Source organism: Chryseobacterium sp. Mn2064 (assembly GCF_049319685.1).
Lineage (GTDB): Bacteria > Bacteroidota > Bacteroidia > Flavobacteriales > Weeksellaceae > Chryseobacterium.
The window spans coordinates 147,978-171,776 of record NZ_JBMOUE010000006.1 but is presented as its reverse complement, the minus strand read 5'-3'; the positions used below and the strand labels follow the sequence as shown (position 1 = coordinate 171,776).

The window sequence follows — 23,799 nt, the reverse complement described above, 5'->3', positions numbered from 1 at the left end:
TATAAAAAAAGACTGCCAGAGCAGCCTTTTGATTATTCTGTACTAAAACAGGAATACCATTATTTAAACTTCTTTTTTTCAACTTAACTGTTAATAAAGAGCAAGATGAATGTAATAAAAAGTAAAAGGTTGAATTCCTGCATTTATCTTATCATTATTATTGAATTTTCCAACTCACTCCCACCATAAAATTGGTTCCTGCCTGAGCAAAATAATACGCCTGGCTGCCATCTACCGCTCCATTATTCACATATTTTTTATTGAAAATATTGTTCACTAATAATTTCAAGGCGATATCATTGTTTGCAATTTTAAACTGATACTGTGCATTAAAATCGGTCAGGAAATAATCTTTAAGCTGAAGGTTTTTATCTTCCGTATTATCCAGATATTGTTTCCCAACATATTGGTTCATCAGGGCAAACTGGAAGTTTCTGGTTGGATTATATTTCACACTCAGATTCACAATTACATTGGGCGAGAATGAGATCTGTGTATTTCCTAAGCTCTGAGGAACGGTTCCATTCTGAATATTAAAGTCCTGGTTTCTGTTCTGGCTTAATGTCAAGTTCCCAGACACTTCCCATTGTTTTGAAAGTTTTGCTAATGCACCGATTTCAACTCCTCTCCTATAGCTTTTTCCTGAGTTGGTTCTAATGAATGCTCCAACGTTATTAAGCGTACCATTTAAAACCAATTGATTAACATAATACATATAGTAAAGGTTCGCCGTTACGGATACAATCCCAAATTGCTTCTCCAATCCTGCTTCAAAGTCGTGAAGTTTTTCTGGTTTAATGTCATTATTAGACATGATATCGTCTCTATTAGGTTCGCGGTGGGCATGTGCATAGGATAAGAATACTTTACCTCCATCAATTCTGTAATTTACCCCAGCTTTTGGATTAAAAAACAACCAGTTTTTATCCAGGTTAGCTCCTTCTTTATCACCAGCCATAAGGATTTTGGTGTTGTAGGTAATATTTCTAAGCTGCAAATCTCCGAAAAACTCAAAATTATCTACTCTCAATAAAGCCTTTGCAAAGCCTGAAACTTCATTTTTCACAGAACGGTTTCTGTAGTATTCGCTTTCATCAATTTGTGGATAAAACACTCCGGTAACGTTTCCAAAATGTCTACCGTAATACTGGTTGGCTACTGCTCCGAAATTGATATCTAAGTTTTCAAATTTCCCGTATAGAGTTGAAACTACTCCATAGAAGTCATTATTCAGCCATTTTTTTCGGATAAAGTCAGAAGACTTAATGGTCAACCCGTTTTCAATAATATCAGGAAGATTATATCTTGAAAAAGCATTATCCTGTTTATAATTTTCATAATATCCTTTTCCTTTGGTATAGTGAAAAGTTGTTTCCAAATTCCATCGGTCGTTGAACTTCTGTTCCCATAATAACTGATAGTGATTCTGTCTGTAATTATCGGTTTCATTATTATAAAAACCAACAATATTCTCCCAGTTAGCATCATAAATAGCACCAGAACCATTGAACTTTGGATCGGTTTCCCATCTTTCTTTGGTTACTCCACCCCAAGCCTGATACGTTTTTTCTTTTCCACCAAAAGCCATTAGCCTAAGCTTTGTTTTTCCTTCTTCGAAAAGTGCTGTAAAATTATACGAATGAAGATCTGAGGAAGCTCTGTCTATATAACCATCAGAGTGAATTCTTGTATATCTTCCCATTACAGAAAGACGGTTTTTCCAGAATTTTCCGGAACCAATCTCAGCAGCATATTTGTAGGTATTAAAAGAACCGTAGCTGTCATCTGTTTTGAAATAGAATTTATCTTCCGGATCTTTGGAAATAACATTGACACTTGCTCCAAAAGCAGAAACCCCATTATTAGAAGTTCCGACTCCTCTCTGAATGACAATCTGGGATGCTGAACTCGTTAAATCCGGAACGTTCACAAAAAATGTACCCTGACTTTCCGAATCATTGTACGGAACACCATTCATCATTACATTAATAGAAGACCCCGAAACTCCACGAATTCGGAATCCCGTATATCCGACTCCGTTTCCGGCATCTGAGGTAGAAATAATGGAGGTTTGATTTTTCAAAAGAATGGGAAGATCCTGCCCCAGGTTCTTTCCATCTAAATCTTTCTGAACATTGATAATTTCCTTGGCAACAGGAAGTCGTTTGGTAAAGCTGACCGCTTCAATTTCTCTGATTTTCAGAGAATCTTTATTTTGAGCCTGGATAAAGGCTATAGAGCCTATACTAAGCCCTAAAAAAAATAATCCTTTCATTCTATAAATCTTTGACATTTAATGAATAAAAGGGGATCGATAAGATATTATACAGTGTTGGCTCTCATGGAACCACGTCCCTAAACAGCATTACCTGTTCCAGGTTCATTGGGTATAATCTCAGCCTGTTAAAGCACCCCTTTATTTCAGGTGCAAAATTACAAAAAATATATCAAATGTAAGGTTCTGGTTTAAAAGCTGATTAAGATCAGGAAATCTGCTTTTCAATACCTTTAGTATGTTTTGTTATTGGCGTCAATATAATAGTAGTTTTTACCATCTTTGGTAACTTCAAACATTTTTCCGAGCTTCCAACTGAAATTTCTTTTAATATTGGCATATTCAAAAGGAATGATGATCTTGTTGTTGACATCAATTACTCCAAAACGGTCATTATTGGATGCTACAATCATGGGATTACTCACATCGTCACCTTCCATAATATAAAGATATTGATACTGAGGATAAATTTTAAACTGTCTGTAATCAGCAGCATTCACAAAGGTGGCTTTCTCAATGATACCGTAAAAGCCATTTAAAATATAAGCCTGGAATAGCTGTTGTTTGTATTCTCCAAACTTACATTTTCCGAGATCTGCATCTTTAAACTGATATACTCTTTTCCCGGATTGATCTATTCTATAGGAAATCATGTTCTTTTCTACGGTAGCATAATCGGCGGTTCCGAATTTTCTGACTTTCTCGTTGGGAGAGTTCAGCAAATTACAGTCTTCATAAAAAAATACGGCAATATGATACTCTGGTTGGATAATGAATTTTCCGTTTTGGTTGACATAGCCGAATTCATCTCCTTTCTTCTTGGGAATGAGCAAAGGGAGATCTTTATTGATTATTACAAGATCCGGATTAGGTTTTACAACGCCTGTCGCTTTTCGCACTGTAATTTTAGCAGTGCCTTTAGCCGGATTTTTTTTCACCGCTTTTGTCTGCGAGAAAACGAAAATCGAAATAAAAACACATAAAACATTGAGTATATTTTTCATATTCACCATTTGCCTGCAAAATTACAGCCAAAAATAGAAATTATCAAATTCATATTTATAAACAATCTAAATAATTTCATTCTTATAAAATAGTAAAATTTTGTAAATTTGGGGAAACATTTTGAATTGTTTAATAATTTAAAAATACTTTTAAATAAAGTGTAGATTATCCTGGCTTTACTCCGGTTCATGTTGCCAATTAAAATACGAAAACTCAAAATGTTATTAAATTGTATTTTATTCATACCGGTAAAGAAGTCGCCATACTATAACTTATTTTAATCTGCCTTTAAAATTGAAAGACTTCTATTATGAATATTTATAAGGATTACATCAAGGAAATTGAGGAAAGAAAAACCCAAGGGCTACATCCAAAGCCAATCGATGGTGCTGAATTACTAAGCGAAATCATTACGCAGATCAAAGATTCCGGTAATGAACATCGAGCAGATTCTCTTAACTTTTTTATTTACAACACGCTGCCGGGAACGACAAGTGCTGCGGGAGTAAAGGCTACATTTTTAAAAGAAATTATCCTTGGTGAATCCGTAGTAGAAGAAATCTCCCCTGCTTTTGCGTTTGAATTATTATCTCACATGAAAGGAGGGCCTTCTATTGGAGTTCTTCTTGATCTGGCTTTAGGAAATAATGCTGCTATTGCAAAAGAAGCTGCAAACGTTCTTAAAACTCAGGTTTTCCTTTATGAAGCAGATACCAACCGTCTTAAAGAAGCTTATGAAAGCGGTAATGAAATTGCAAAAGAAATTCTTGAAAGCTATGCACAGGCTGAGTTTTTCACTAAACTTCCTGAGGTTGCAGAAGAAATAAAAGTAGTTACTTTCATCGCTGGTGAAGGTGACATTTCTACAGATTTACTTTCTCCTGGTAACCAGGCTCACTCAAGATCTGACCGTGAACTTCACGGGAAGTGTATGATTACTCCTGAAGCTCAGGAAGAAATCAAAGCTTTACAGGCTCAGCACCCGGATGCAAGCGTTATGCTGATCGCTGAAAAAGGAACAATGGGAGTGGGGTCATCAAGAATGTCAGGAGTAAACAACGTTGCTCTTTGGACAGGTAGACAAGCAAGCCCATATGTACCATTCGTAAACTTTGCTCCAATTGTAGGAGGAACCAATGGTATTTCTCCAATCTTCCTTACTACAGTTGACGTTACCGGAGGTATTGGTATCGACCTTAAAAACTGGGTGAAAAAAGTAGACGAAAACGGAAACGCTGTTCGTAACGAAGCTGGCGAAGTAGTTCTTGAGGAAGCTTATTCTGTAGCTACAGGAACTGTTTTAACAATCAATACAAAAGAAAAAAAATTATATAACGGAGACCAGGAATTAATCGACCTTGCGAAGTCTTTCACTCCTCAAAAGATGGAATTCATCAAAGCAGGAGGATCTTACGCAATCGTATTTGGTAAAAAATTACAGACTTTTGCTGCTCAGGTATTGGGCGTTGAAGCACCAGTTGTATTTGCTCCGTCAAAAGAAATTTCTCACGAAGGACAAGGTCTTACGGCTGTAGAAAAAATCTTTAACAGAAATGCTGTTGGAACCACTCCAGGAAAAGTATTACATGCTGGATCAGACGTTCGTGTACAGGTTAACATTGTAGGATCACAGGACACAACAGGTCTTATGACTTCTCAGGAACTTGAATCTATGGCTGCTACTGTGATTTCTCCAATCGTTGACGGTGCATACCAGTCAGGATGTCACACGGCTTCTGTTTGGGATAAAAAAGCTCAGGCTAACATCCCTAAGCTAATGAAATTCATGAACGAATTCGGTCTAATCACTGCCCGTGATCCTAAAGGGGAATACCACGCAATGACAGACGTTATTCACAAAGTTCTTAACGATATTACCGTAGACGAGTGGGCAATCATCATTGGTGGTGACTCTCACACAAGAATGTCTAAAGGGGTTGCTTTCGGTGCCGATTCCGGAACGGTTGCTCTTGCATTAGCTACAGGTGAGGCTTCTATGCCAATCCCTGAATCTGTAAAGGTAACTTTCAAAGGAGAGATGAAAGAACACATGGATTTCCGTGATGTTGTACATGCTACACAAGCTCAGATGTTGAAGCAATTTGGAGGAGAGAACGTATTCCAGGGAAGAATCATTGAGGTTCACATCGGAACACTTCCTGCTGACCAAGCATTCACATTTACAGACTGGACTGCTGAAATGAAAGCTAAAGCTTCTATCAATATTTCAGAAGACAATACATTGATCGAATCATTGGAAATTGCAAAAAGCAGAATCCAAATCATGATTGACAAAGGTATGGACAACCACAATAAGGTTCTTCAGGGATTAATTGATAAAGCAGATAAGAGAATTGCTGAAATCAGATCAGGTGAAAAACCAGGTTTAACTCCGGATGCTAATGCTAAATATTATGCTGAAGTAGTTGTTGACCTTGACGTGATCGTAGAGCCTATGATTGCTGACCCGGATGTAAACAACGAAGATGTTTCTAAAAGATATACTCACGATACCATTAGAGACCTTTCCTACTATGGAGGAGAGAAAAAAGTAGACCTTGGTTTCGTAGGATCTTGTATGGTTCACAAAGGTGACCTTAAGATCGTTTCTCAAATGCTTAGAAACCTTGAAAAACAAAACGGTAAAGTAGAGTTTAGCGCACCGCTTGTAGTGGCTGCACCAACTTATAACATCATCGACGAACTAAAAGCGGAAGGTGACTGGGAACTGTTAGAAAAATATTCAGCATTTGAATTTAATGACAACGCTCCTAAAGGTGAAGCTCGTACAGAATACCAAAATGTAATGTACCTTGAGCGTCCTGGATGTAACCTTTGTATGGGTAACCAGGAGAAAGCTGCAAAAGGAGACACTGTATTGGCTACTTCTACCCGTCTTTTCCAAGGAAGAGTAGTGGAAGATTCTGAACGTAAAAAAGGAGAATCTCTATTGGCGTCAACTCCGGTTGTTGTACTTTCAGCGATTATCGGACGTATTCCTAATATTGACGAATATAAAGCAGCTGTTGAAGGAATTGATCTGACAACTTTTGTACCTTCTATTAAAGAGTTGACAAGCACAAGCGCTCACTAATACAATTCATAAATAAGTCGCAAGACTTTTGAAAATAATATAATTGAAAGATTTTAGTCCTTTAGGATTTAAAATCTTTCTTTTTTTGTTTAGAATGTTTCTATTTTAAGTGAAATACGATTTTTTTTCGATAAAATCACAAAAAAAGAATCTATTTTTTCTTAAATTGAAAGTTATAAAATCTCTTGGTTTTCTAATCAAAATAAGCCCTATTGATAGATTATAGGAACGTTTTTTGATGTATATAAATGATTATTCTCTTTATGAAATTCAAAGAGAGAGATACATTAACGGAAAAAAGAACTAAACTAAAATAAAATATGACTTTTGATATTGATATGATCAAAAAGGTGTATGAACGTTACCCAGAAAGAATTGCAGCCGCAAGACAAATCGTGGGAAAACCGCTTACACTTTCAGAAAAAATTCTTTACACCCACCTTTGGGAAGGGAATGCTACACAAGCACATGAAAGAGGAAACTCTTATGTAGACTTTGCTCCGGACAGAGTAGCGATGCAGGATGCAACAGCGCAAATGGCATTATTACAATTTATGCAGGCAGGAAAGGCAAAAGTAGCTGTTCCTTCAACCGCTCACGCAGATCACCTGATTCAGGCGAAAGTAGGAGCAGACAAAGATTTACAGGAAGGTATCAACAAAAACTCTGAGGTATTCAACTTCCTAAGCTCCGTATGTGATAAATACGGGATCGGATTCTGGAAACCGGGAGCTGGTATCATTCACCAGGTTGTATTGGAAAATTATGCCTTCCCAGGAGGAATGATGATTGGAACAGACTCTCACACTGTAAATGCAGGAGGTCTTGGAATGGTTGCCATTGGTGTAGGAGGTGCTGATGCAGTAGATGTAATGGCCGGAATGGCATGGGAACTTAAAATGCCTAAACTTATCGGAGTAAAATTAACCGGTAAAATGAACGGATGGACTTCTGCAAAAGATGTGATCTTAAAAGTTGCAGGAATCCTTACCGTAAAAGGAGGTACAGGATGTATCGTTGAATATTTCGGTGAAGGAGCAGAATCTCTTTCTGCCACCGGAAAAGGTACAATCTGTAACATGGGTGCTGAAATTGGTGCTACCACTTCTACCTTCGGATATGATGATTCTATGAGAAGATATCTTTCTGCAACCGGAAGACAGGATGTAGTAGACGCTGCTGATAAAATTGCTGAACATTTAACAGGTGATGCTGAAGTATATGCAAACCCTGAACAATATTTCGACCAATTAATTGAGATCAACCTTTCTGAACTAACACCTCACTTAAACGGACCTTTCACTCCGGACTTGGCAACACCCGTTGCAGAATTCAGAGCTAAAGCTGAAGCTAACGGATGGCCGCTTGAAGTTGAATGGGCTCTAATCGGTTCTTGTACCAACTCTTCTTACGAAGACTTATCAAGAGCAGCTTCTATCGTGGAAGACGCTGTTGCAAAAGGGGTAAAACCAAAAGCAATACTAGGAATCAACCCAGGTTCTGAGCAGGTGAAATTCACAGCAGAAAGAGACGGTTTCCTTGATTCTTTCAGAAAATTTGAAAATGCAAGAATCTTTACCAATGCTTGTGGACCTTGTATCGGACAATGGGACAGAGAAGGCGCTGAAAAAGGAGAGAAAAATTCAATTATTCACTCTTTCAACAGAAACTTTGCAAAAAGAGCTGACGGTAACCCAAATACCCACGCATTTGTAGCTTCTCCTGAAATGGTAGCCGCTGTAGCTATCTCAGGAAGATTAGACTTCAACCCGATTACAGATACTTTAACAAACGAAGCTGGTGAGCAGGTAAAACTTGACGAACCTAGAGGTTTCGAGCTTCCGTCTAAAGGATTTGCGGTAGACGATAACGGTTATCAGGCTCCATCTGAAGATGGTTCCAGCGTTGTGGTAAACGTAAGCCCAACTTCAGACAGACTTCAGTTATTGGAAGAGTTCCCGGCTTGGGATGGTAAAAATATTGAAGGAGCTAAGGTCTTGATCAAAGCTTTCGGAAAATGTACTACCGACCACATCTCTATGGCTGGTCCTTGGTTGAAATACAGAGGTCACCTTGATAATATTTCCAACAATATGTTGATTGGAGCTGTTAATGCTTACAATATGGAAACCAATAAGGTGAAAAACGAACTTACTGGTGAATATGGTGAAGTTCCGGCTGTACAGAGAGCTTACAAAGCGGCAGGCGTTCCAACTATTGTTGTAGGAGACCAGAACTACGGGGAAGGTTCTTCAAGAGAGCACGCGGCAATGGAGCCTAGACATCTTGGTGTAAAAGCTGTATTGGTAAAATCATTTGCAAGAATCCATGAGACCAACCTTAAAAAACAAGGAATGCTTGGAATCACTTTTGCTAATGAAGCAGATTATGATAAAATTCAGGAAGATGACACGGTTAACTTCTTAGATCTTGATCAGTTTGCTCCCGGAAAACAATTGACATTAGAATTTGTTCACGCAGACGGAACTAAAGATATCATCATCGCAAACCATACTTACAACGATCAGCAGATCGATTGGTTTAAGGCTGGTTCTGCTCTGAACCTGATTAAACAACAGGAAAAATAAGATTAATTGTTAGATCGATTAATACATAAAGGCGGCTTCAGTAGAAGTCGTCTTTTTTTGGAATAATACACCCTAAACAATTGTTCTATTTCTATTTTAGTCTTCCCAAAAGATTAGCTCTATAACTTTCTCCGATAGGAATTTCATGTTCAGGGAGTATGACTTTTTTGGTTCCAATACTTTTTATTTTATCAAGATTGACAATAAAAGACTTATGAATTCTTACAAATTGCTCTGAAAGCTGATTTTCCATCGATTTCAATGTATCTAAAACAATGTATTCTTCCGCTACAGTTCGGATATTCACATAATCTTTGATACTTTCAATATAAAGAATATCATTAAAGTCAATACGATGCTGCTGCCCGGAAGATTTAACAAAAAAGTGGGTATTTTCCTCTTCCTGAAAAGAAAAGCGCTCTTTAGCCTTCAAGGCACTTTTCTGAAAGCGTTCAAAAGATATAGGTTTCAGCAGATAATCAATAACATTATGCTCATAGCCTTCCAATGCATATTCCGAATAAGCTGTTGTCAGAATATATTTCTGTTTAACTCCCACAATCTTCATAAAATTGATTCCCGTAAGATCCGGCATCTGAATATCCAGAAAGATAAGATCCGAGTCGTTATTCTGAATATATTCTAAAGCCTCAATGGGATTCTCTGTAGAAAAAACCAATTCTAAAAAGGGAATCTTCTCCACATAATGCTCAAGAAGAGATAGAGCAAGCGGTTCGTCGTCAACAATAATGCATTTAATTTTATTCATTCCTTAAATCAATTTTCAAATCTACAATAAATTCAGTTTCTGAATCTGTTATAGTAAGCTCATGCTTTGGATACAGTATTTCCAGACGCTTTTTAACATTGCGGATACCAATCCCTGAAACAGTATCTTTTTCTCTGTTCTTTTTAAAGTTTAAAAGATAAAAATGCAGAATTCTATTCTCGTCAGAAATCATCATTTTAAAACCTTTCCCCCTAAAATCACCATGCTTAAAGGCATTCTCAACAAATGGAACAAGAATCATAGGAGAAATACTAAGCTGGGGATTATTTATCTTTTTCTCAATGATCAATAGTTCAGGTTCCCTGATTCGAAGCTTTTCAAGGCCAATTAAGCTGTCAATATATCCAATTTCCTTATCCAATGGAATCATATCCCGTTCCAGGTCTTTTGTACTGTATCTCAACAACTGGCTCAATTCTTCAATAGCAGGTAATGCTTTATCAGATTTTTGATAAACAAGCGAATAAATGTTATTAAGAGTATTGAAAATAAAGTGAGGATTGATCTGCGTTTTCAAAGCCTTCAGTTCTGCATTTTTCTTCTCCTCTACTAATTGTAACCTTTCTTCATTCAGAGAAGAATATATATTGAACAAACAAAAAACAGTACTTATAAATATAGACGTTAAACTGTTGTAAATATTATCAAAAAAGTAATATCCAAAATTCGTTCCTTCAGGATAGTTGCTTATACCTCCAAAATAAGGCAGCAAAACCTCATCTGTAAAATATCTTATCACTACAAAACAGGTTACGCTTATAGAAAAACCTATAATGGTTTTATAAAGTTTATTGATATCAAAAAAACGGGGAACAATAATAAAGAAGTTAAAATAAAAGCAAACTAAACTGGTCAGCAAATAGGTAAATTTAAACTCAATATGCTGTATGTCGTACACAAAATGAGGAACAATAATTGTCCCTACCAAAAACATGGCCCAGTAGAAAATATGGAGGAAAATCAATTGTTTTTGTTTCATAACACAAAAATAATTTTTCCAACGTATCCAGCACCCTGTTTTCGACAAACCCGGCAATTTTATCGATGAAAATAAATTCGAAGGGTAAATAATCCGCTTTGTCTAAAGGCTATTTTGAGATAACGCGACCAACAATACCTTTGCTTCAGAAAAGAAATCGATCATTATAATAATTCATCAAAAACAAAAACCATGAAAACCATTATTTATATTTTCTTACTTTGTCTTCCAACTTTTATTTTAGCACAAAAACAACCTTCAGAGTATTTCAAAAATCCAAAAACTAAGGTATTAGTGGTAGGCTCTTTCCACTTCGATTATCCTAATCTGGATGCTATCAAAATAAAAAAAGAAGATCAGGTTGATGTTTTATCTCCTAAAACGGCTCAGGAAGTAACGGAGCTTGTAGAATACATCAAACAATTCAAGCCAACAAAAATTGCCATCGAGGCATGGCCGGAATGGAATGCCAATGAAAAGCTAAAAGAATACAATAAAGGGAAATACAGAGATCAGAGGGATGAGCGTTTTCAACTGGCTATCCGTATTGCTAGCGAAATGAAGATCAATGAAATTTCAAGTATTGATGCCGGATCTATTTTGGAAGATCTTCAGGAAAAATTTGGTAAAACAGATTCTCTATTTTTTAAGAAAATCTCGCAGGATTACGATTTTAAAAGTGAAGACCCGGTTGCCCAGCAATTTGTTACCTTCTTTAAAAGTTCTGATCCAAAAAACTTCACTTCCTTGCTGAAAACATTTCAGTATATGAACAGTAAAGAAAGTCATCTTTATGGCTATGGAGCCTACCTGAGCGGAGATTTTAAACTGAGAGAACACGATGGTGCAGATATGCTTGCGCTGTATTGGTATAACAGAAATCTAAGAATGTTTCGCAATATTCAGAATATTCCTCACACTGCGGAAGACAGAATCCTTGTGATTGCCGGAAATGGCCATGCCGCAGTATTACGACAACTTTTTACCTATTCAGCAGAATATGATTTTGTAGAGTTTTCATCCCTGAAAGAATAAAATTATATAGATACTGTAACAAAATTCGATTTTGGGTGTCTAACTAAATAGAAGTAAAAAAACATTATGAGAAAAACTATATTCGCTTTATCACTCTTGAGTTCTATCTTTGCCTTCTCTCAGGAAAAGCAGAATAACACTCCTAAAGAGAAACAAATTGAAGGTGTTGTCATCACCAAAACTAAAAAAGCCGTTGAACAAAAGGCAGACCGTACTATTTTCGATTTTTCTGAACAACCTCAACTGAATAACGGAAACGTTCTGGAAGGAATTAAAAAACTTCCGGGACTTGTTGCAACCGATATTGCAGGAATGATGTATCAGGGAAAAGTGCTGGAAGTATACCTTAACGGAAGACCTTTAAACATCACGTCTAACGACCTGAATTCTTTTCTTGAAGGGATGCCTGCCAATTCTGTAGAAAGAATAGAAGTGATCACCCAGCCAGGTGCAGAATTTCCTGCTACTTCCGGAGGTGCGATCATGAATATTATTACGAATAAAAATGCTAATAAATACTTAACAGCAACGTATTCCGGAAACTATTCTTTTACCAATTATGATAAATACAGAAGCAGAACTACCAATTCTGTGAATTTAAATGCAAGAAATAAATATTTTGGTTGGCAGCTAAATGTAGGCCAGAATTATCGTGAAAGTATGCTTAACGGGCAACAGGATGAGCTTTTAAACAGTCATACGGATAGATATGGGCGCGGCTATTTTGCAAAATCAGGATTGACCTTTGATTTAGGACAAGATAGATTGTTATTAAACTACGATATCTATCACAACAATAACGACAACTACACACTAAGTAACGGCCACGGAGATCTACCTTTCAACAGAGATCTGAACGATTTAAGAGAAGCTTTTTATACGTCTTCGGATGTAGCTCATACAAATAATTTGAGACAGGAGGCTGTTGTAACGTATCAAAAACGTTTTGCTGACAAATCACAAAAACTGGATTTCCAATTTGGATATACAAGGTCTGACAGCAAATTTTCGCAGGACAACTTCTTTCAGGATGGTAATTTCGCACAAAGTCCATACTTACCCATCAATAGCGAACAGAGTGGTTTAAAAGACATTCTGAACAATAAATCGGTGATGAATATTGCCAACTTTAAAGTAGATTATGCTCAGCCTATCAAGCTTCTGGACGGAGGTAAAGTAAGTTTTGGTGGATTATATGAAAGACAGGATTATGATACGGAAAGTTTTGGATTAACGAACCTTAAGTATCAAAGACAAACCGCTTCTACTTATTTGGAGTTTCAGGCTAAACTGAAAAAGTTTGATTTCACATTAGGTTCCCGAGCGGAAAACTACGATATCTCAGGGATAACAAGATTTATTAAGGATAAAAAAGTGGTGGAAGCTGATTTAATTCCTTTTAATAAGTTTAAACTTTTCCCGAACGCAAGTATCCAGTATAACATGATGAGTCAGGTTAATGTTTCTGCGAATTATAACCGAAAAATCAGTTTGCCAAGTATTTCTGCCTTAAACCCGAATAACGTAACATTTGCAGGGCCAAGTACACAGGTAAATGGTAACCCGAATCTACAGCCTACAATTTTCGATAATTATGAAGTAAAAATTTCAGCTTTTGATTATGCATTTATTGGGTACAGCGTAAGTTCAGCAACCAATCAGGTAGCACAAATTATCAGAAAAGACGGAAGAAAGCTCTTCAATGAGCAGGTGAATATCTCTAATATGAAAATTCACAATTTCAACGTTGGATTACCGATTCCTTTTATGGTTTTCAGCAAACCTTTAAGTGAGATCATGAAATTTAATTTTAACCCTGATAAGATTAACTTCATGTATTTATATGCCGGTTATCAGAAGCATGAAATTGACAATTTGAATAATAAAGGTTTTTGGATCTTTAATATCATGACTCAAATTATTTTACCTAAAGATATAAAACTAACAGCCAACTACAGTTATTTGACTCCAAAGGCAGGCTATTTTTACTTCACTGCAGAGAAACCATTCAACAACTCGTTTGATCTTACACTAACGAAGAAGTTTATGAACAACCGTTTGACGCTTTCTGTTTTTGCTAATGATATTTTCAACGGTCAGGTAATGCAGGTAGTTTCTAATCCGCCACAAGGAACGCCTGTGATGATCAGCAGTAAGTATGATACGAGAAACTTCGGAATTTCTATCAACTATAAAATTCCAACGAAGAACAAACTGGCAAAAGAGGATTCAAGTATCCTAAACCAGACTAAAAAAGAAGATAATGGCGGCGTAATGCAACAGGGACAATAATCTTTCTTTATTATAAAATAGAACAGGCGGTAAAATAATTACCGTCTGTTTTGTATTGATGAATCTATTCTTATTAAATATTTTAAAAATCTATCGTCTGAAATCTCCAGTTCATGGTATCTACCAAAGTCAGCTGATTTAAATATACCGGAAGACTTGTAATAATTTTTAATGCTTGCAGAGCCATCATACTTCCTATTATTCCTGGCAGGGTGCCTAAAACGCCCAGACTGTCACAATCCGGAAGATCTTCTTCAAAAGGAGGTTCCGGGAAGATATCTCTAAGGTTTTTGCTTCCGTTATGGTTGAATACAGCGATCTGTCCTGAAAATCCGAGAATACTGCCGTATACCAAGGTTTTGTTAAGTTTCACACAGGTATCATTTACCAAATATCTTGTTGAAAAATTATCAGAACCATCAATGATAACATCGTACGTAGACAGAATATTCTCTGCATTTGATTCGTTTATCTTTTCTTCAATCGCAACAAATTTCACCTGATGATTGAGATTTTGCACAAATTTCTCTGCACTTTTCACTTTGGATATTCCTACACTATTTTCGGTATGAATAATCTGTCTGTTTAGATTATGAAGTTCTACAAGATCGAAATCGGCAACTCCTAACATTCCTACTCCTGCTGCGGACAAGTATTGTATAACAGGACTTCCCAGCCCTCCAGCTCCTATAACCAATACTTTTGAAGCTATGATTTTCTTTTGTCCCTCCAATCCTATTTCTTCAATAAATATCTGACGGCTGTACCTTGATAGATCGTCTGCTTTTCCCATTCTTTCCGTTCAATTTAAAAACCACTGTACACAGAATCCCAATCTTTCATTACCGGGTCATATCCTGATTGTCTGATCATCATTTTGATCTCTTCCATACTTCTTTCATCACTGGTTTCAAACTGTTCCAGAGATTCTTTATCTACAGCATATCCTCCGGGATTGGTTTTGGATCCGGCACTCATTGCAGTAGCTCCTAAAGACACGATATTATTTCTAAACACTTCGTTTTCTCTGGTAGAGATTGATATTTCAAGATCTTCATTCCAGATTCTGTAAGCACAGATCAATTGAAGCAGATCTTTGTCTTCCATAATGAAATTGGGTTCAATAATACCTTCTGCAGGTCTGAGCCTTGGAAACGAAACCGAAAATTTACTTTTCCAATACTGTTTTTGAAGGTAATCAATATGAAGCGCATTAAAAAAACTATCTACACGCCAATCTTCCAGCCCGAGCAAAACTCCCAGTCCTATTTTATGGATGCCTGCTTTTCCTATCCTATCCGGAGTATCTAAACGGAAGTGAAAATTAGATTTCTTTCCTTTCGGATGATATTCTTTATAGACCTCTTCATGATAAGTTTCCTGATACACCAAAACAGAATGTACTCCTTCCTGATGAAGAAGGCTGTATTCCTCTTCCATTAAAGGTTGTACTTCTATAGAGATATTGGAAAAGTGAGGTTTAAGCATCCGAACTGCATTTTGAAAGTAAGGAACACCAACTATTTTATTAGCCTCTCCACTTACCAACAGAACATGGTTTACCCCCATTGATTTCAAGACTGAAGCTTCAATCATGAGCTCTGTATCAGAAAGGGTTTTTCTCTTTAAATGATTATCCAAGCTGAATCCACAGTACGTACAGATATTCTGACATTCATTACTGAGATATAAAGGAGCATACAGTTGAATGGTCTTTCCGAAGCGTTTTTGTGTCAGTGATCGGGTCATTTTTGCCATCAGTTCCAGTTCCTGTGAAGCAGCTGGGGAAAGCAGGTTCAAAAAGTCTTCTATTGTTTTATTTTTTTTCTGAAGGCTGTTATGAACTTCTGATAAACTTACTTTATCGACCCTATTTTTTATTTCATTCCAGTCGTATTTTTCAAAAACGTCTTTAAAGCTGTTCATTTTTCTGGTTTTATTCGAATAAAAATGAAGTAAGCGGACTGGATGCTTCGGCATGATTGGCAATTGCTCCTAATCCTGATTCAAAAGCCCTTCTTCCGGCAATAACTCCTTCTTTGAAAGCAATAGCCATATTAACCGGATTTCCGGCCACAGCAATTGCGGTATTAACAAGAACGGCGTCAGCCCCCATTTCCATAGCTTTAGCAGCATCAGACGGGGCTCCAATTCCAGCATCTACTACCACAGGCACGTTACTCTGACTGATAATTATTTCTAGAAAGTCTAAAGTTCTCAATCCCTTATTTGTCCCAATGGGAGCTCCTAATGGCATTACAACTGCTGTCCCTGCATCTTCGAGACGTTTACACAATACAGGGTCTGCATGAATGTAAGGCATCACCACAAATCCTAATTTAGCAAGTTCTTCTGTCGCGTAAAGGGTTTCTATCGGATCGGGAAGTAAATATTTAGGATCTGGGTGAATTTCCAGTTTTACCCAGTTGGTTTCGAGGGCTTCTCTGGCCAATTGTGCTGCCAATACAGCTTCTTTTGCCGTTCTGGCTCCAGAAGTATTGGGTAAAAGGTGCACGTTTGTTTCTCGTAAAGAATCCAGCAAATCATCTTCTGCTGATTGTGCATCGATTCTTTTGAGTGCCATTGTTACCATATCTGTTCCTGAAGCGATAACAGATGAGGTCATATCTCTAAGACTTCCGAATTTTCCTGTCCCCAAAAACAGTCTGGATTCAAAAGTTCTTCCTGCTATAACTAATTGTTGATTATTCATATCATTGCTTTTTTTAAATCATTAATAATGGATGGCTTCTTTGTTATTTCTCCGGAAATGGAAGCTCCATAGATCCCGATTTCTTGTAAAATGTGAAGGTCTTCAAGGGTAACGCTGCCTATTGCAAAAATCTTGGGAATCACTATTGAACGTTCTTTTAGACTCTCAATGATAGATTGATAGCCTTCAAATCCTAAAACAGGGCTCAATTTTTCTTTGGTATTGGTAAATCTCAACGGTCCAAGTCCGATATAATCACAGGATTCGTTGATCCTTTGAATAACATCATCAAGCGTGTTGGCTGTACCTCCGATAATTTTGTTTTCACCCAGGATCATTCTTGCCTGTTCAATAGGAGTATCGTCCAAACCGAGGTGAACACCATCCGCATCAATGTTTTTTGCCAACTGAACATGATCGTTGATAATGCATACCGACTGATATTCTGCACAAAGTTTTTTTGATATTTCACAAAGGACGGCTAGTTCATGCTCAGGAGCATTTTTCCATCGGACCTGTATCCATTGTATTCCATGATCTAGAGCTTTGCGGATATTAGTTTCCTGTTCCTGTTGTGTGTTTCCCTGTGATATGTATTGTAATTTTTCCATATGCCTATGAATGTAGAATTACTTTTTAATTTCTATTTTTATCTTTTTCGGCTGATCTATAAATGATGTTCTTCCTACATTCTCTAAAAACCCGTAAGGCATCTTCATTTTCCCAGATTGCTCCCAGTAAAGCGACTCCGTCGGCACCAGCATCTAGAACCATCTCTATATTATCAGAAGCAATTCCTCCCAACGCTATTAATTTCACATCAGAGTTTTCTTTATGGTTTACACTCTCCATAACCGTTGAGTTTTCGCCATATCCTTTTTTAGAAATACTGGGAAAGAACGGGCTTATAAAAGCATATTCCCATTCTTTTCCCAATGTATTGTAGGTTGTAATATCATGTACAGAAGTTGAAAGAATGTTTTCCCCCACAAATCTTCTGCATATTCCCTCCTGTCGATCCGGCTCTCTAAAGTGAAATCTTGAAATACCATACCTTTCCCCCAATTCATGATGGTTATGAAGAACCAATTGAGGATAAAATGAAGCATCAATCTTATCGATAAAACGAATCATTTCATGTCGGCTTATTCCAGGTTTTCTGATATGGAGCAAATCCAGACCTTCCTGAAACAATTGATTGATAATCTCTGCTTCATAGGAAACGATCTTCTCAGGAGTGATGACAAGGATCATATATAGATTTCTTTTCCTTTTTCAATGAATTCCTGTGACTTATCCAGCATTCCTTTTTCTGCAGATTCACGAATTTCCTGTGTAATTTTCATTGAACAGAATTTAGGACCGCACATTGAGCAGAAATGTGCAATTTTAGCACCGTCAGCAGGAAGGGTTTCATCATGGTATGATCTTGCTGTATCCGGATCTAAGGAAAGATTAAACTGGTCTTCCCATCTGAATTCAAATCTTGCTTTACTCAATGCATTATCCCTGTACTGTGCTCCCGGATGTCCTTTTGCCAAATCCGCAGCATGAGCTGCCAGCTTATAAGTAATAACTCCAACTTTTACATCTTCTTTATTCGGAAGACCCAAATGTTCTTTCGGGGTTACATAGCAAAGCATCGCACATCCGAACCATCCGATCATGGCAGCTCCAATTCCGGAGGTAATGTGATCATATCCAGGAGCGATATCCGTTGTCAAAGGGCCTAATGTATAGAAAGGAGCTTCATGACATTCTTCCAATTGTTTTTCCATATTTTCTTTGATCATATGCATTGGAACGTGGCCAGGACCTTCAATCATCACCTGTACGTTATGTTTCCAGGCGATTTTTGTCAGTTCGCCTAAAGTTTCCAGTTCTGCAAATTGAGCCGCATCATTGGCATCTGCAATAGAACCGGGACGAAGACCGTCTCCTAACGAGAAAGCCACGTCATATTTTTTCATGATCTCACAGATTTCTTCGAAATGGGTGTACAAAAAGCTTTCTTTATGATGAAACAAGCACCATTTTGCCATGATAGATCCTCCTCTTGATACAATTCCTGTTACTCTATTGGCTGTCAAATGAATATAACGCAATAAAACACCGGCATGGATCGTGAAATAAGACACTCCCTGCTCCGCCTGTTCAATCAGCGTATCTCTGAATATTTCCCATGTAAGATCTTCAGGAACTCCTTTTACTTTTTCCAAAGCCTGATAAATAGGAACGGTACCAATGGGAACAGGACTATTTCTAATGATCCATTCTCTTGTTTCATGAATATTCTTTCCGGTTGAGAGATCCATAATCGTATCTGCTCCCCATCGGCAAGCCCACACCGCTTTTTCAACTTCTTCTTCAATACTGGATGAAACAGCACTGTTTCCGATATTGGCATTAATTTTTACTAAAAAGTTTCGCCCAATAATCATGGGTTCGCTTTCCGGGTGATTGATATTGTTTGGAATAATGGCTCTTCCGGCAGCAATTTCGTCTCTTACAAACTCCGGAGTAATTTTTCCTTTTGGAGTGTTAGCACCAAAGCTGTGCCCGGCATGTTGGAATGCCATTTCCTTTGAAACGGTGCCCAACTGTTCTATTTTTTGATTTTCTCTGATAGCCACATATTCCATCTCAGGGGTAATGATTCCCTGTTTTGCATAATAAAGCTGGGTAAGTTCTTTACCTTCCTGTGCTACTTTTGGCTTGTGGTCATATGAAAAACGCAGTTCATCAAGGCGGGAATCTGCTAAACGGGCCTTTCCATATTCCGAAGTGATTCCTTCCAGGATATTGACGTCATTTCTGTCAAGAATCCATTGTTCTCTGATTCTTGGAAGCCCTCTCTGGATATCAATTTCTGCATTTACGTCTGTATAAGGTCCTGAGGTGTCATAAATGGTCACCGGAGCATTATTTTCAAAACTTCCATTGGTAAGCTTGGTTGGGCTAAGCTGTATTTCACGCATTGCTACATTGATTGGGTGAATTTTTCCTTCAACGTAGATTTTCTTTGAGTTCGGAAATGGCGAACATGTAATTGAATGAGCCATAGATATTGGTATTAAGTATGAGAATTAACCGCCCTGAGTGGCAGTAATGATTAAAACTGAATCTTTGTCGTTAAGGATGGTTTCTGCCCAGGCAGACAGCGGAATAATACGATTGTTAAGAGCGACAGCAATTCCCTTCTTCTTTCCGGGAAGTTCAATAGCTAATAATGCTTCCAGATTTTCAGGAAGTACATCGAATGTTTTTCGGGTGTGGTTGATTATAAGTTCCATTCCTAATGATTTATATACACTTTAGGAATGGCCATTATTGTACAATAGAATGCACAGCAAAAGTCATCTGCTTTTCCCTACGCTGGTATGATCCAGATCAGGTTCAAAGGGTAAAGTCTCAGTCTGTTGGTAACAGACACCCCTAAAGTCTGGGACGAAGTTAGACATTTTTTCAGAATGGGCAAAATCTGAAAATGATTTTAAACAAAAAGCCCATTTCAATTTCAGAAACGGGCATTATTGATATTTAAACCAAAGAATATTTTAGTAAAAAAGCTTTAAGCGGCCATTATTATATTGGTTGGTCCAAGACAATTCTTTTGTAGAACTTACCTGTCCAGAGTAATCAAACTCTTTTATAATTTGCTTTTGAAAATTATTTTTAGATAATGACAAATAAAAATAATCTGTAAAAATTCCAAGATTTTTAAATGGATTTTGAGCCCCATCAAAATTACTAAACTGTAATTCCTGAGTTGTCTTAAAGACCATACTGTTATGTCTTTCTACCCTAACCGCTTTTTCTAAGTTTCCCACACTGTTATAAGTGAATTTCTCTAGAAATGTTAAAACATAATCATCCGGATCTGTAGAATCATAAGGCAAATTTGGGAATTCTGTCAAAATTTCTATAAGCCTTCCTGAGGTATCATAAGTATATGTCAAATGCTTTTCCTGTTGGATATTATAAGTTGAAGGAATGACAGATTTTATGATTCTTCCAAGATTATCAAAATCAAATTTTCTTTCATTCAATTGAACATTAAATGATGGATCAGAGCTATAATCATCTATGACAGCAGTATTTCCTGTATAAGTTACTTTAGTATAAATCAGATTCGTAAAATGATTCAGTCCTCCTGAAGCTCCTGACGACAGTACAACACCTCCATTTTTCTTAGTAACTCTACCTTGAGAATCATATTCGAACATATAATTTTGTTCCAATCCATTAAAGACAGGTGACAAAACAGGATAATTCCACGATATTTTACTTGTATTTTCAGTAATCGTCTGTTCTGAATGATCAACTGGCAATTCATCATTGTCTGAACAAGATGCCATAGCCAGCAACGTGGCTAATAAAAGTGATTTGAATTTCATGGTATAGTTTTATGATATGTTATTCTTCACAAGCTCTCCAGATCGCGTCATTCTGCGGAACAGGAGCTATGATCTCAATATTTTCTTTGGTAACGGGATGAACAAATTCCAGTTTTCTTGCATGAAGATTGATTCCTCCGTCAGGATTGGACCTTGGAGCTCCATATTTCAGATCTCCTTTAATGGGCACTCCTGTTTTAGATAGTTGTGCACGAATCTGATGATGTCTTCCGGTTTCAAGGTCGATTTCGAGAAGAAGATAATTATCCAGTGTTTTAATCACATGATAGGTAAGAATAGCTTCTTTTGCTCCTTCTGTAGCTTTAGGGAAAACGATCGCCTTATTATTCTTTTCGTTTTTCTTCAGATAATGCACCAATCTTTGAGTTTGCGGAATCATCTCTTTCCCTACAACCGCCCAGTAAGTCTTCTTTACTTCACGGTTTTTCACCATTTGAGTAAGGCGGGAAAGTGCTTTGGATGTTTTAGCATAGATAACCAACCCAGAAGTCGGGCGGTCTATACGATGAACCAAGCCGAGAAAAACATTTCCCGGCTTAGCATCTCTTATTTTAATAAAGTTTTTGATCGATTCTAATAGTGATTCATCGCCGGTTTTATCGCCCTGTACAAGCTGACCAACCTTTTTGTTAATCACCATAAGATGGTTGTCTTCATATATGATCTGCTCCTTCATACGCTTCCTGCCTATCTTTTTCTATTTGACATTGAGAGGATAATTCCACCCAGAAGACCGATCGTTTTCACGGATGAAAGCTTTGAATCTTCAGGTAAAAAAGCTCCAAATACACAAACGGCAGCAGCAGCATACATAGCATACACAAAATTTCTATTGGTAAGCAAAGGTGCCTGAATAAAGAAACTTGCTCCTATCAAAACATAGAAAACTTTTCTTGAAAGTAAATGATTGATATCCTCGGAAAATAAATTGAACCACCCCACCGCAAGACAAATTAATGCGGCAATGGATAAAATTCCCTGGATAGATTGTTGTTGATTTTGCATTGATTAATAACTTTCGTTTTCGTTCGGAAATTCCACGCTCTTTACATCTTTTACATATTGAGCAACAGCCCCTGTAATTTCTGTGTAAAGATCAAGATATCTTCTCAAAAATTTCGGACTGAAACCTTTGTTCATTCCTACCATATCATGATATACTAAAACCTGTCCGTCGCAGTCTGCCCCCGCACCAATTCCAATAGTTGGAATAGAGATGCTTTCCGTTACTTTTTTAGCCAATTCTGCCGGAATTTTCTCTAAAACAACAGAGAAACAGCCTAATTCTTCCAAAAGTTGTGCATCAGCGATCAGTTTTTCAGCTTCTGCTTCATCTTTAGCTCTTACTTTATATGTTCCGAATTTGTAAATAGACTGTGGTGTTAATCCTAAATGTCCCATTACCGGAATTCCTGCATTAATGATCTTCTTGATAGATTTGGAGATCTCTTTACCTCCTTCAATCTTCACTGCATGAGCGCCTCCTTCCTTCATCATTCTTACGGCAGATTCCAGAGCTTTTTCAGGATTACTCTGATAAGTTCCGAAAGGTAAATCTGCTATAACCAAGGCCCTGTCAGTACCTCTCACAACACTTTGAACATGATAGATCATTTGGTCCAGAGTAATAGGTAATGTAGTTTCAAAACCTGCCATTACATTTGCTGCAGAATCCCCAATCAAAATAGCATCTACTCCACCTGCATCTACCATTTTTGCTGTGGTAAAATCATAGGCAGTAAGCATTGTAATTTTTTCCTTGTCGAATTTCATTTTACGCAAGGTTTCAGTCGTAACTTTTTTAATTTCAGAGTGAACAGACATAATTTATCTATTTTTAAAAGTTAAAAAGTCGGCCTGTAGCCGACTTAAATTTTTATATGATTTTTATAAAACTACGTGACCGAGTTTCATGAGTTTATCGTGATTTAGAATCTTGATATTTCTTCCGTCTACTTCAATCAGGCTATCCTGTTTGAATTCTGAGATCAGTCGGATGGCACTTTCTGTAGCAGTACCGATGATGTTGGCAATTTCTTCTCTTGTTAAAGAAATTTTGATAAATCCTTCAGGATCTACTCCCAGCTTCTGTTCTAAAAGCAAAAGGATTTCCGCCAGTCTTTCTCTTACTGTTTTCTGAGCTAAGAAAGTAATAGTGTTGGAAGATTCTCCCAATTCGTACGAAATTTTCTGAAGCATTACGAAAGACAGCTGTGGATCTACCTCCAAAAGATACATGAATATATCTGCAGGTAAGAATACGCACTCAATGTCTGTCATAGCTTCTGCTTTGGCCTGGAAATTTTCCCCGCAAAGCAAAGAACGATAGCCGATGATATCCCCTTCTTTGATAAATCTTAAAATCTGGTCTTTCCCGAAGGCACCCGATTTCGAAAGTTTAGCGGCTCCTTTTTCAAGAACAAACACTCCTTTCGGAGTTTCTCCATCCTCAAAAATAGTATCGTGTTTCTGAAAACTCAATCTTTTTTTACCGTTAATATATTTTTCAAAATCTGCGCTAGAAAGTCTTTCCTTAAATGATTTATCATTAAAAACTCTGGCGAACCTCTCTTCAATTGCTATCTGTTGTTCCTGCGGCATTTTATATGA

20 protein-coding genes and 1 riboswitch are annotated in these 23,799 nt (G+C 37.2%); of the genes, 4 read left to right on the top strand and 16 right to left on the bottom strand.

Annotation, left to right across the window (positions count from 1 at the left end; genetic code table 11):
• Positions 1-157 precede the first annotated feature (157 nt).
• Both ACL9RH_RS20395 and ACL9RH_RS20390 read right to left on the bottom strand, forming a co-directional pair.
• Complete coding sequence (locus tag ACL9RH_RS20395; RefSeq protein WP_422695174.1) at positions 158-2,275, bottom strand: TonB-dependent receptor; 2,118 nt, start codon at positions 2,273-2,275, stop codon at positions 158-160.
• Between the two features lie 233 nt (positions 2,276-2,508).
• Positions 2,509-3,279 (bottom strand): WG repeat-containing protein, encoded by a 771-nt coding sequence (locus ACL9RH_RS20390; protein WP_422695173.1) that lies wholly within the window; start codon positions 3,277-3,279, stop codon positions 2,509-2,511.
• A 311-nt stretch (positions 3,280-3,590) separates the two neighbouring features.
• Here ACL9RH_RS20390 and ACL9RH_RS20385 point away from each other — a divergent pair, with 311 nt between their 5' ends.
• Both ACL9RH_RS20385 and ACL9RH_RS20380 read left to right on the top strand, forming a co-directional pair.
• Positions 3,591-6,374 carry a bifunctional aconitate hydratase 2/2-methylisocitrate dehydratase gene (locus ACL9RH_RS20385; protein ID WP_422695172.1) on the top strand — a complete coding sequence of 928 codons (2,784 nt, stop codon included), beginning with the start codon at positions 3,591-3,593 and terminating at the stop codon, positions 6,372-6,374.
• Between the two features lie 320 nt (positions 6,375-6,694).
• A complete protein-coding gene (locus ACL9RH_RS20380) occupies positions 6,695-8,962 on the top strand; it encodes an aconitate hydratase (RefSeq protein WP_422695171.1) in 2,268 nt (755 codons plus the stop codon).
• A gap of 91 nt (positions 8,963-9,053) precedes the next feature.
• On the opposite strand, the gene ACL9RH_RS20375 is transcribed toward ACL9RH_RS20380, so the two are convergent.
• Positions 9,054-9,731 (bottom strand): LytR/AlgR family response regulator transcription factor, encoded by a 678-nt coding sequence (locus tag ACL9RH_RS20375; protein WP_422695170.1) that lies wholly within the window; start codon positions 9,729-9,731, stop codon positions 9,054-9,056.
• Complete coding sequence (locus tag ACL9RH_RS20370) at positions 9,724-10,731, bottom strand: sensor histidine kinase (RefSeq protein WP_422695169.1); 1,008 nt, start codon at positions 10,729-10,731, stop codon at positions 9,724-9,726. Before ACL9RH_RS20370 ends, ACL9RH_RS20375 begins: the two co-directional genes overlap by 8 nt.
• Before the next feature lie 192 nt (positions 10,732-10,923).
• Here ACL9RH_RS20370 and ACL9RH_RS20365 point away from each other — a divergent pair, with 192 nt between their 5' ends.
• Both ACL9RH_RS20365 and ACL9RH_RS20360 read left to right on the top strand, forming a co-directional pair.
• The gene (locus ACL9RH_RS20365) at positions 10,924-11,766 is read left to right on the top strand and encodes a DUF5694 domain-containing protein (RefSeq protein WP_422695168.1); all 843 of its coding nucleotides are present in this window, start codon (positions 10,924-10,926) and stop codon (positions 11,764-11,766) included.
• Positions 11,767-11,832: 66 nt separating this feature from the next.
• Positions 11,833-14,058 (top strand): outer membrane beta-barrel protein, encoded by a 2,226-nt coding sequence (locus ACL9RH_RS20360; RefSeq protein ID WP_422695167.1) that lies wholly within the window; start codon positions 11,833-11,835, stop codon positions 14,056-14,058.
• An 82-nt stretch (positions 14,059-14,140) separates the two neighbouring features.
• Here ACL9RH_RS20360 and ACL9RH_RS20355 read toward each other — a convergent pair whose 3' ends face one another.
• The 12 genes from ACL9RH_RS20355 to ACL9RH_RS20300 form a co-directional block, all read right to left on the bottom strand.
• Complete coding sequence (locus tag ACL9RH_RS20355; RefSeq protein WP_422695166.1) at positions 14,141-14,851, bottom strand: HesA/MoeB/ThiF family protein; 711 nt, start codon at positions 14,849-14,851, stop codon at positions 14,141-14,143.
• Positions 14,852-14,865: 14 nt separating this feature from the next.
• Entirely contained in the window at positions 14,866-15,984 is a 1,119-nt protein-coding gene (thiH, locus tag ACL9RH_RS20350; protein ID WP_422695165.1) for a 2-iminoacetate synthase ThiH, read from the bottom strand.
• 10 nt (positions 15,985-15,994) lie between these two features.
• Positions 15,995-16,771 carry a thiazole synthase gene (locus tag ACL9RH_RS20345; protein ID WP_422695164.1) on the bottom strand — a complete coding sequence of 259 codons (777 nt, stop codon included), beginning with the start codon at positions 16,769-16,771 and terminating at the stop codon, positions 15,995-15,997.
• On the bottom strand, positions 16,768-17,382 hold the full coding sequence (locus ACL9RH_RS20340; RefSeq protein WP_422695163.1) for a thiamine phosphate synthase: 615 nt from the start codon (positions 17,380-17,382) through the stop codon (positions 16,768-16,770). Before ACL9RH_RS20340 ends, ACL9RH_RS20345 begins: the two co-directional genes overlap by 4 nt.
• Positions 17,383-17,407: 25 nt before the next feature.
• On the bottom strand, positions 17,408-18,025 hold the full coding sequence (locus ACL9RH_RS20335; protein WP_422695162.1) for a thiamine phosphate synthase: 618 nt from the start codon (positions 18,023-18,025) through the stop codon (positions 17,408-17,410).
• Positions 18,022-19,833: a phosphomethylpyrimidine synthase ThiC gene (gene thiC, locus ACL9RH_RS20330; RefSeq protein ID WP_422695161.1), complete on the bottom strand. Its 1,812-nt coding sequence runs from the start codon at positions 19,831-19,833 to the stop codon at positions 18,022-18,024. Before thiC ends, ACL9RH_RS20335 begins: the two co-directional genes overlap by 4 nt.
• A gap of 24 nt (positions 19,834-19,857) precedes the next feature.
• Positions 19,858-20,064: a sulfur carrier protein ThiS gene (thiS, locus tag ACL9RH_RS20325; protein WP_422695160.1), complete on the bottom strand. Its 207-nt coding sequence runs from the start codon at positions 20,062-20,064 to the stop codon at positions 19,858-19,860.
• Between the two features lie 57 nt (positions 20,065-20,121).
• A riboswitch (TPP riboswitch) is annotated at positions 20,122-20,218 on the bottom strand.
• 110 nt (positions 20,219-20,328) lie between these two features.
• Positions 20,329-21,168, bottom strand: coding sequence for a hypothetical protein (locus ACL9RH_RS20320; protein ID WP_422695159.1), 840 nt, complete (start codon positions 21,166-21,168; stop codon positions 20,329-20,331).
• Between the two features lie 19 nt (positions 21,169-21,187).
• On the bottom strand, positions 21,188-21,865 hold the full coding sequence (locus tag ACL9RH_RS20315) for an RluA family pseudouridine synthase (protein WP_422695158.1): 678 nt from the start codon (positions 21,863-21,865) through the stop codon (positions 21,188-21,190).
• Between the two features lie 11 nt (positions 21,866-21,876).
• Positions 21,877-22,194, bottom strand: a complete 318-nt coding sequence (locus ACL9RH_RS20310; RefSeq protein ID WP_422695157.1) for a hypothetical protein — start codon at positions 22,192-22,194, stop codon at positions 21,877-21,879.
• 3 nt (positions 22,195-22,197) lie between these two features.
• The gene (gene panB, locus ACL9RH_RS20305; protein ID WP_422695156.1) at positions 22,198-23,013 is read right to left on the bottom strand and encodes a 3-methyl-2-oxobutanoate hydroxymethyltransferase; all 816 of its coding nucleotides are present in this window, start codon (positions 23,011-23,013) and stop codon (positions 22,198-22,200) included.
• A gap of 63 nt (positions 23,014-23,076) precedes the next feature.
• A complete protein-coding gene (locus ACL9RH_RS20300; RefSeq protein ID WP_065400912.1) occupies positions 23,077-23,790 on the bottom strand; it encodes a Crp/Fnr family transcriptional regulator in 714 nt (237 codons plus the stop codon).
• Between the last annotated feature and the right edge of the window lie 9 nt (positions 23,791-23,799).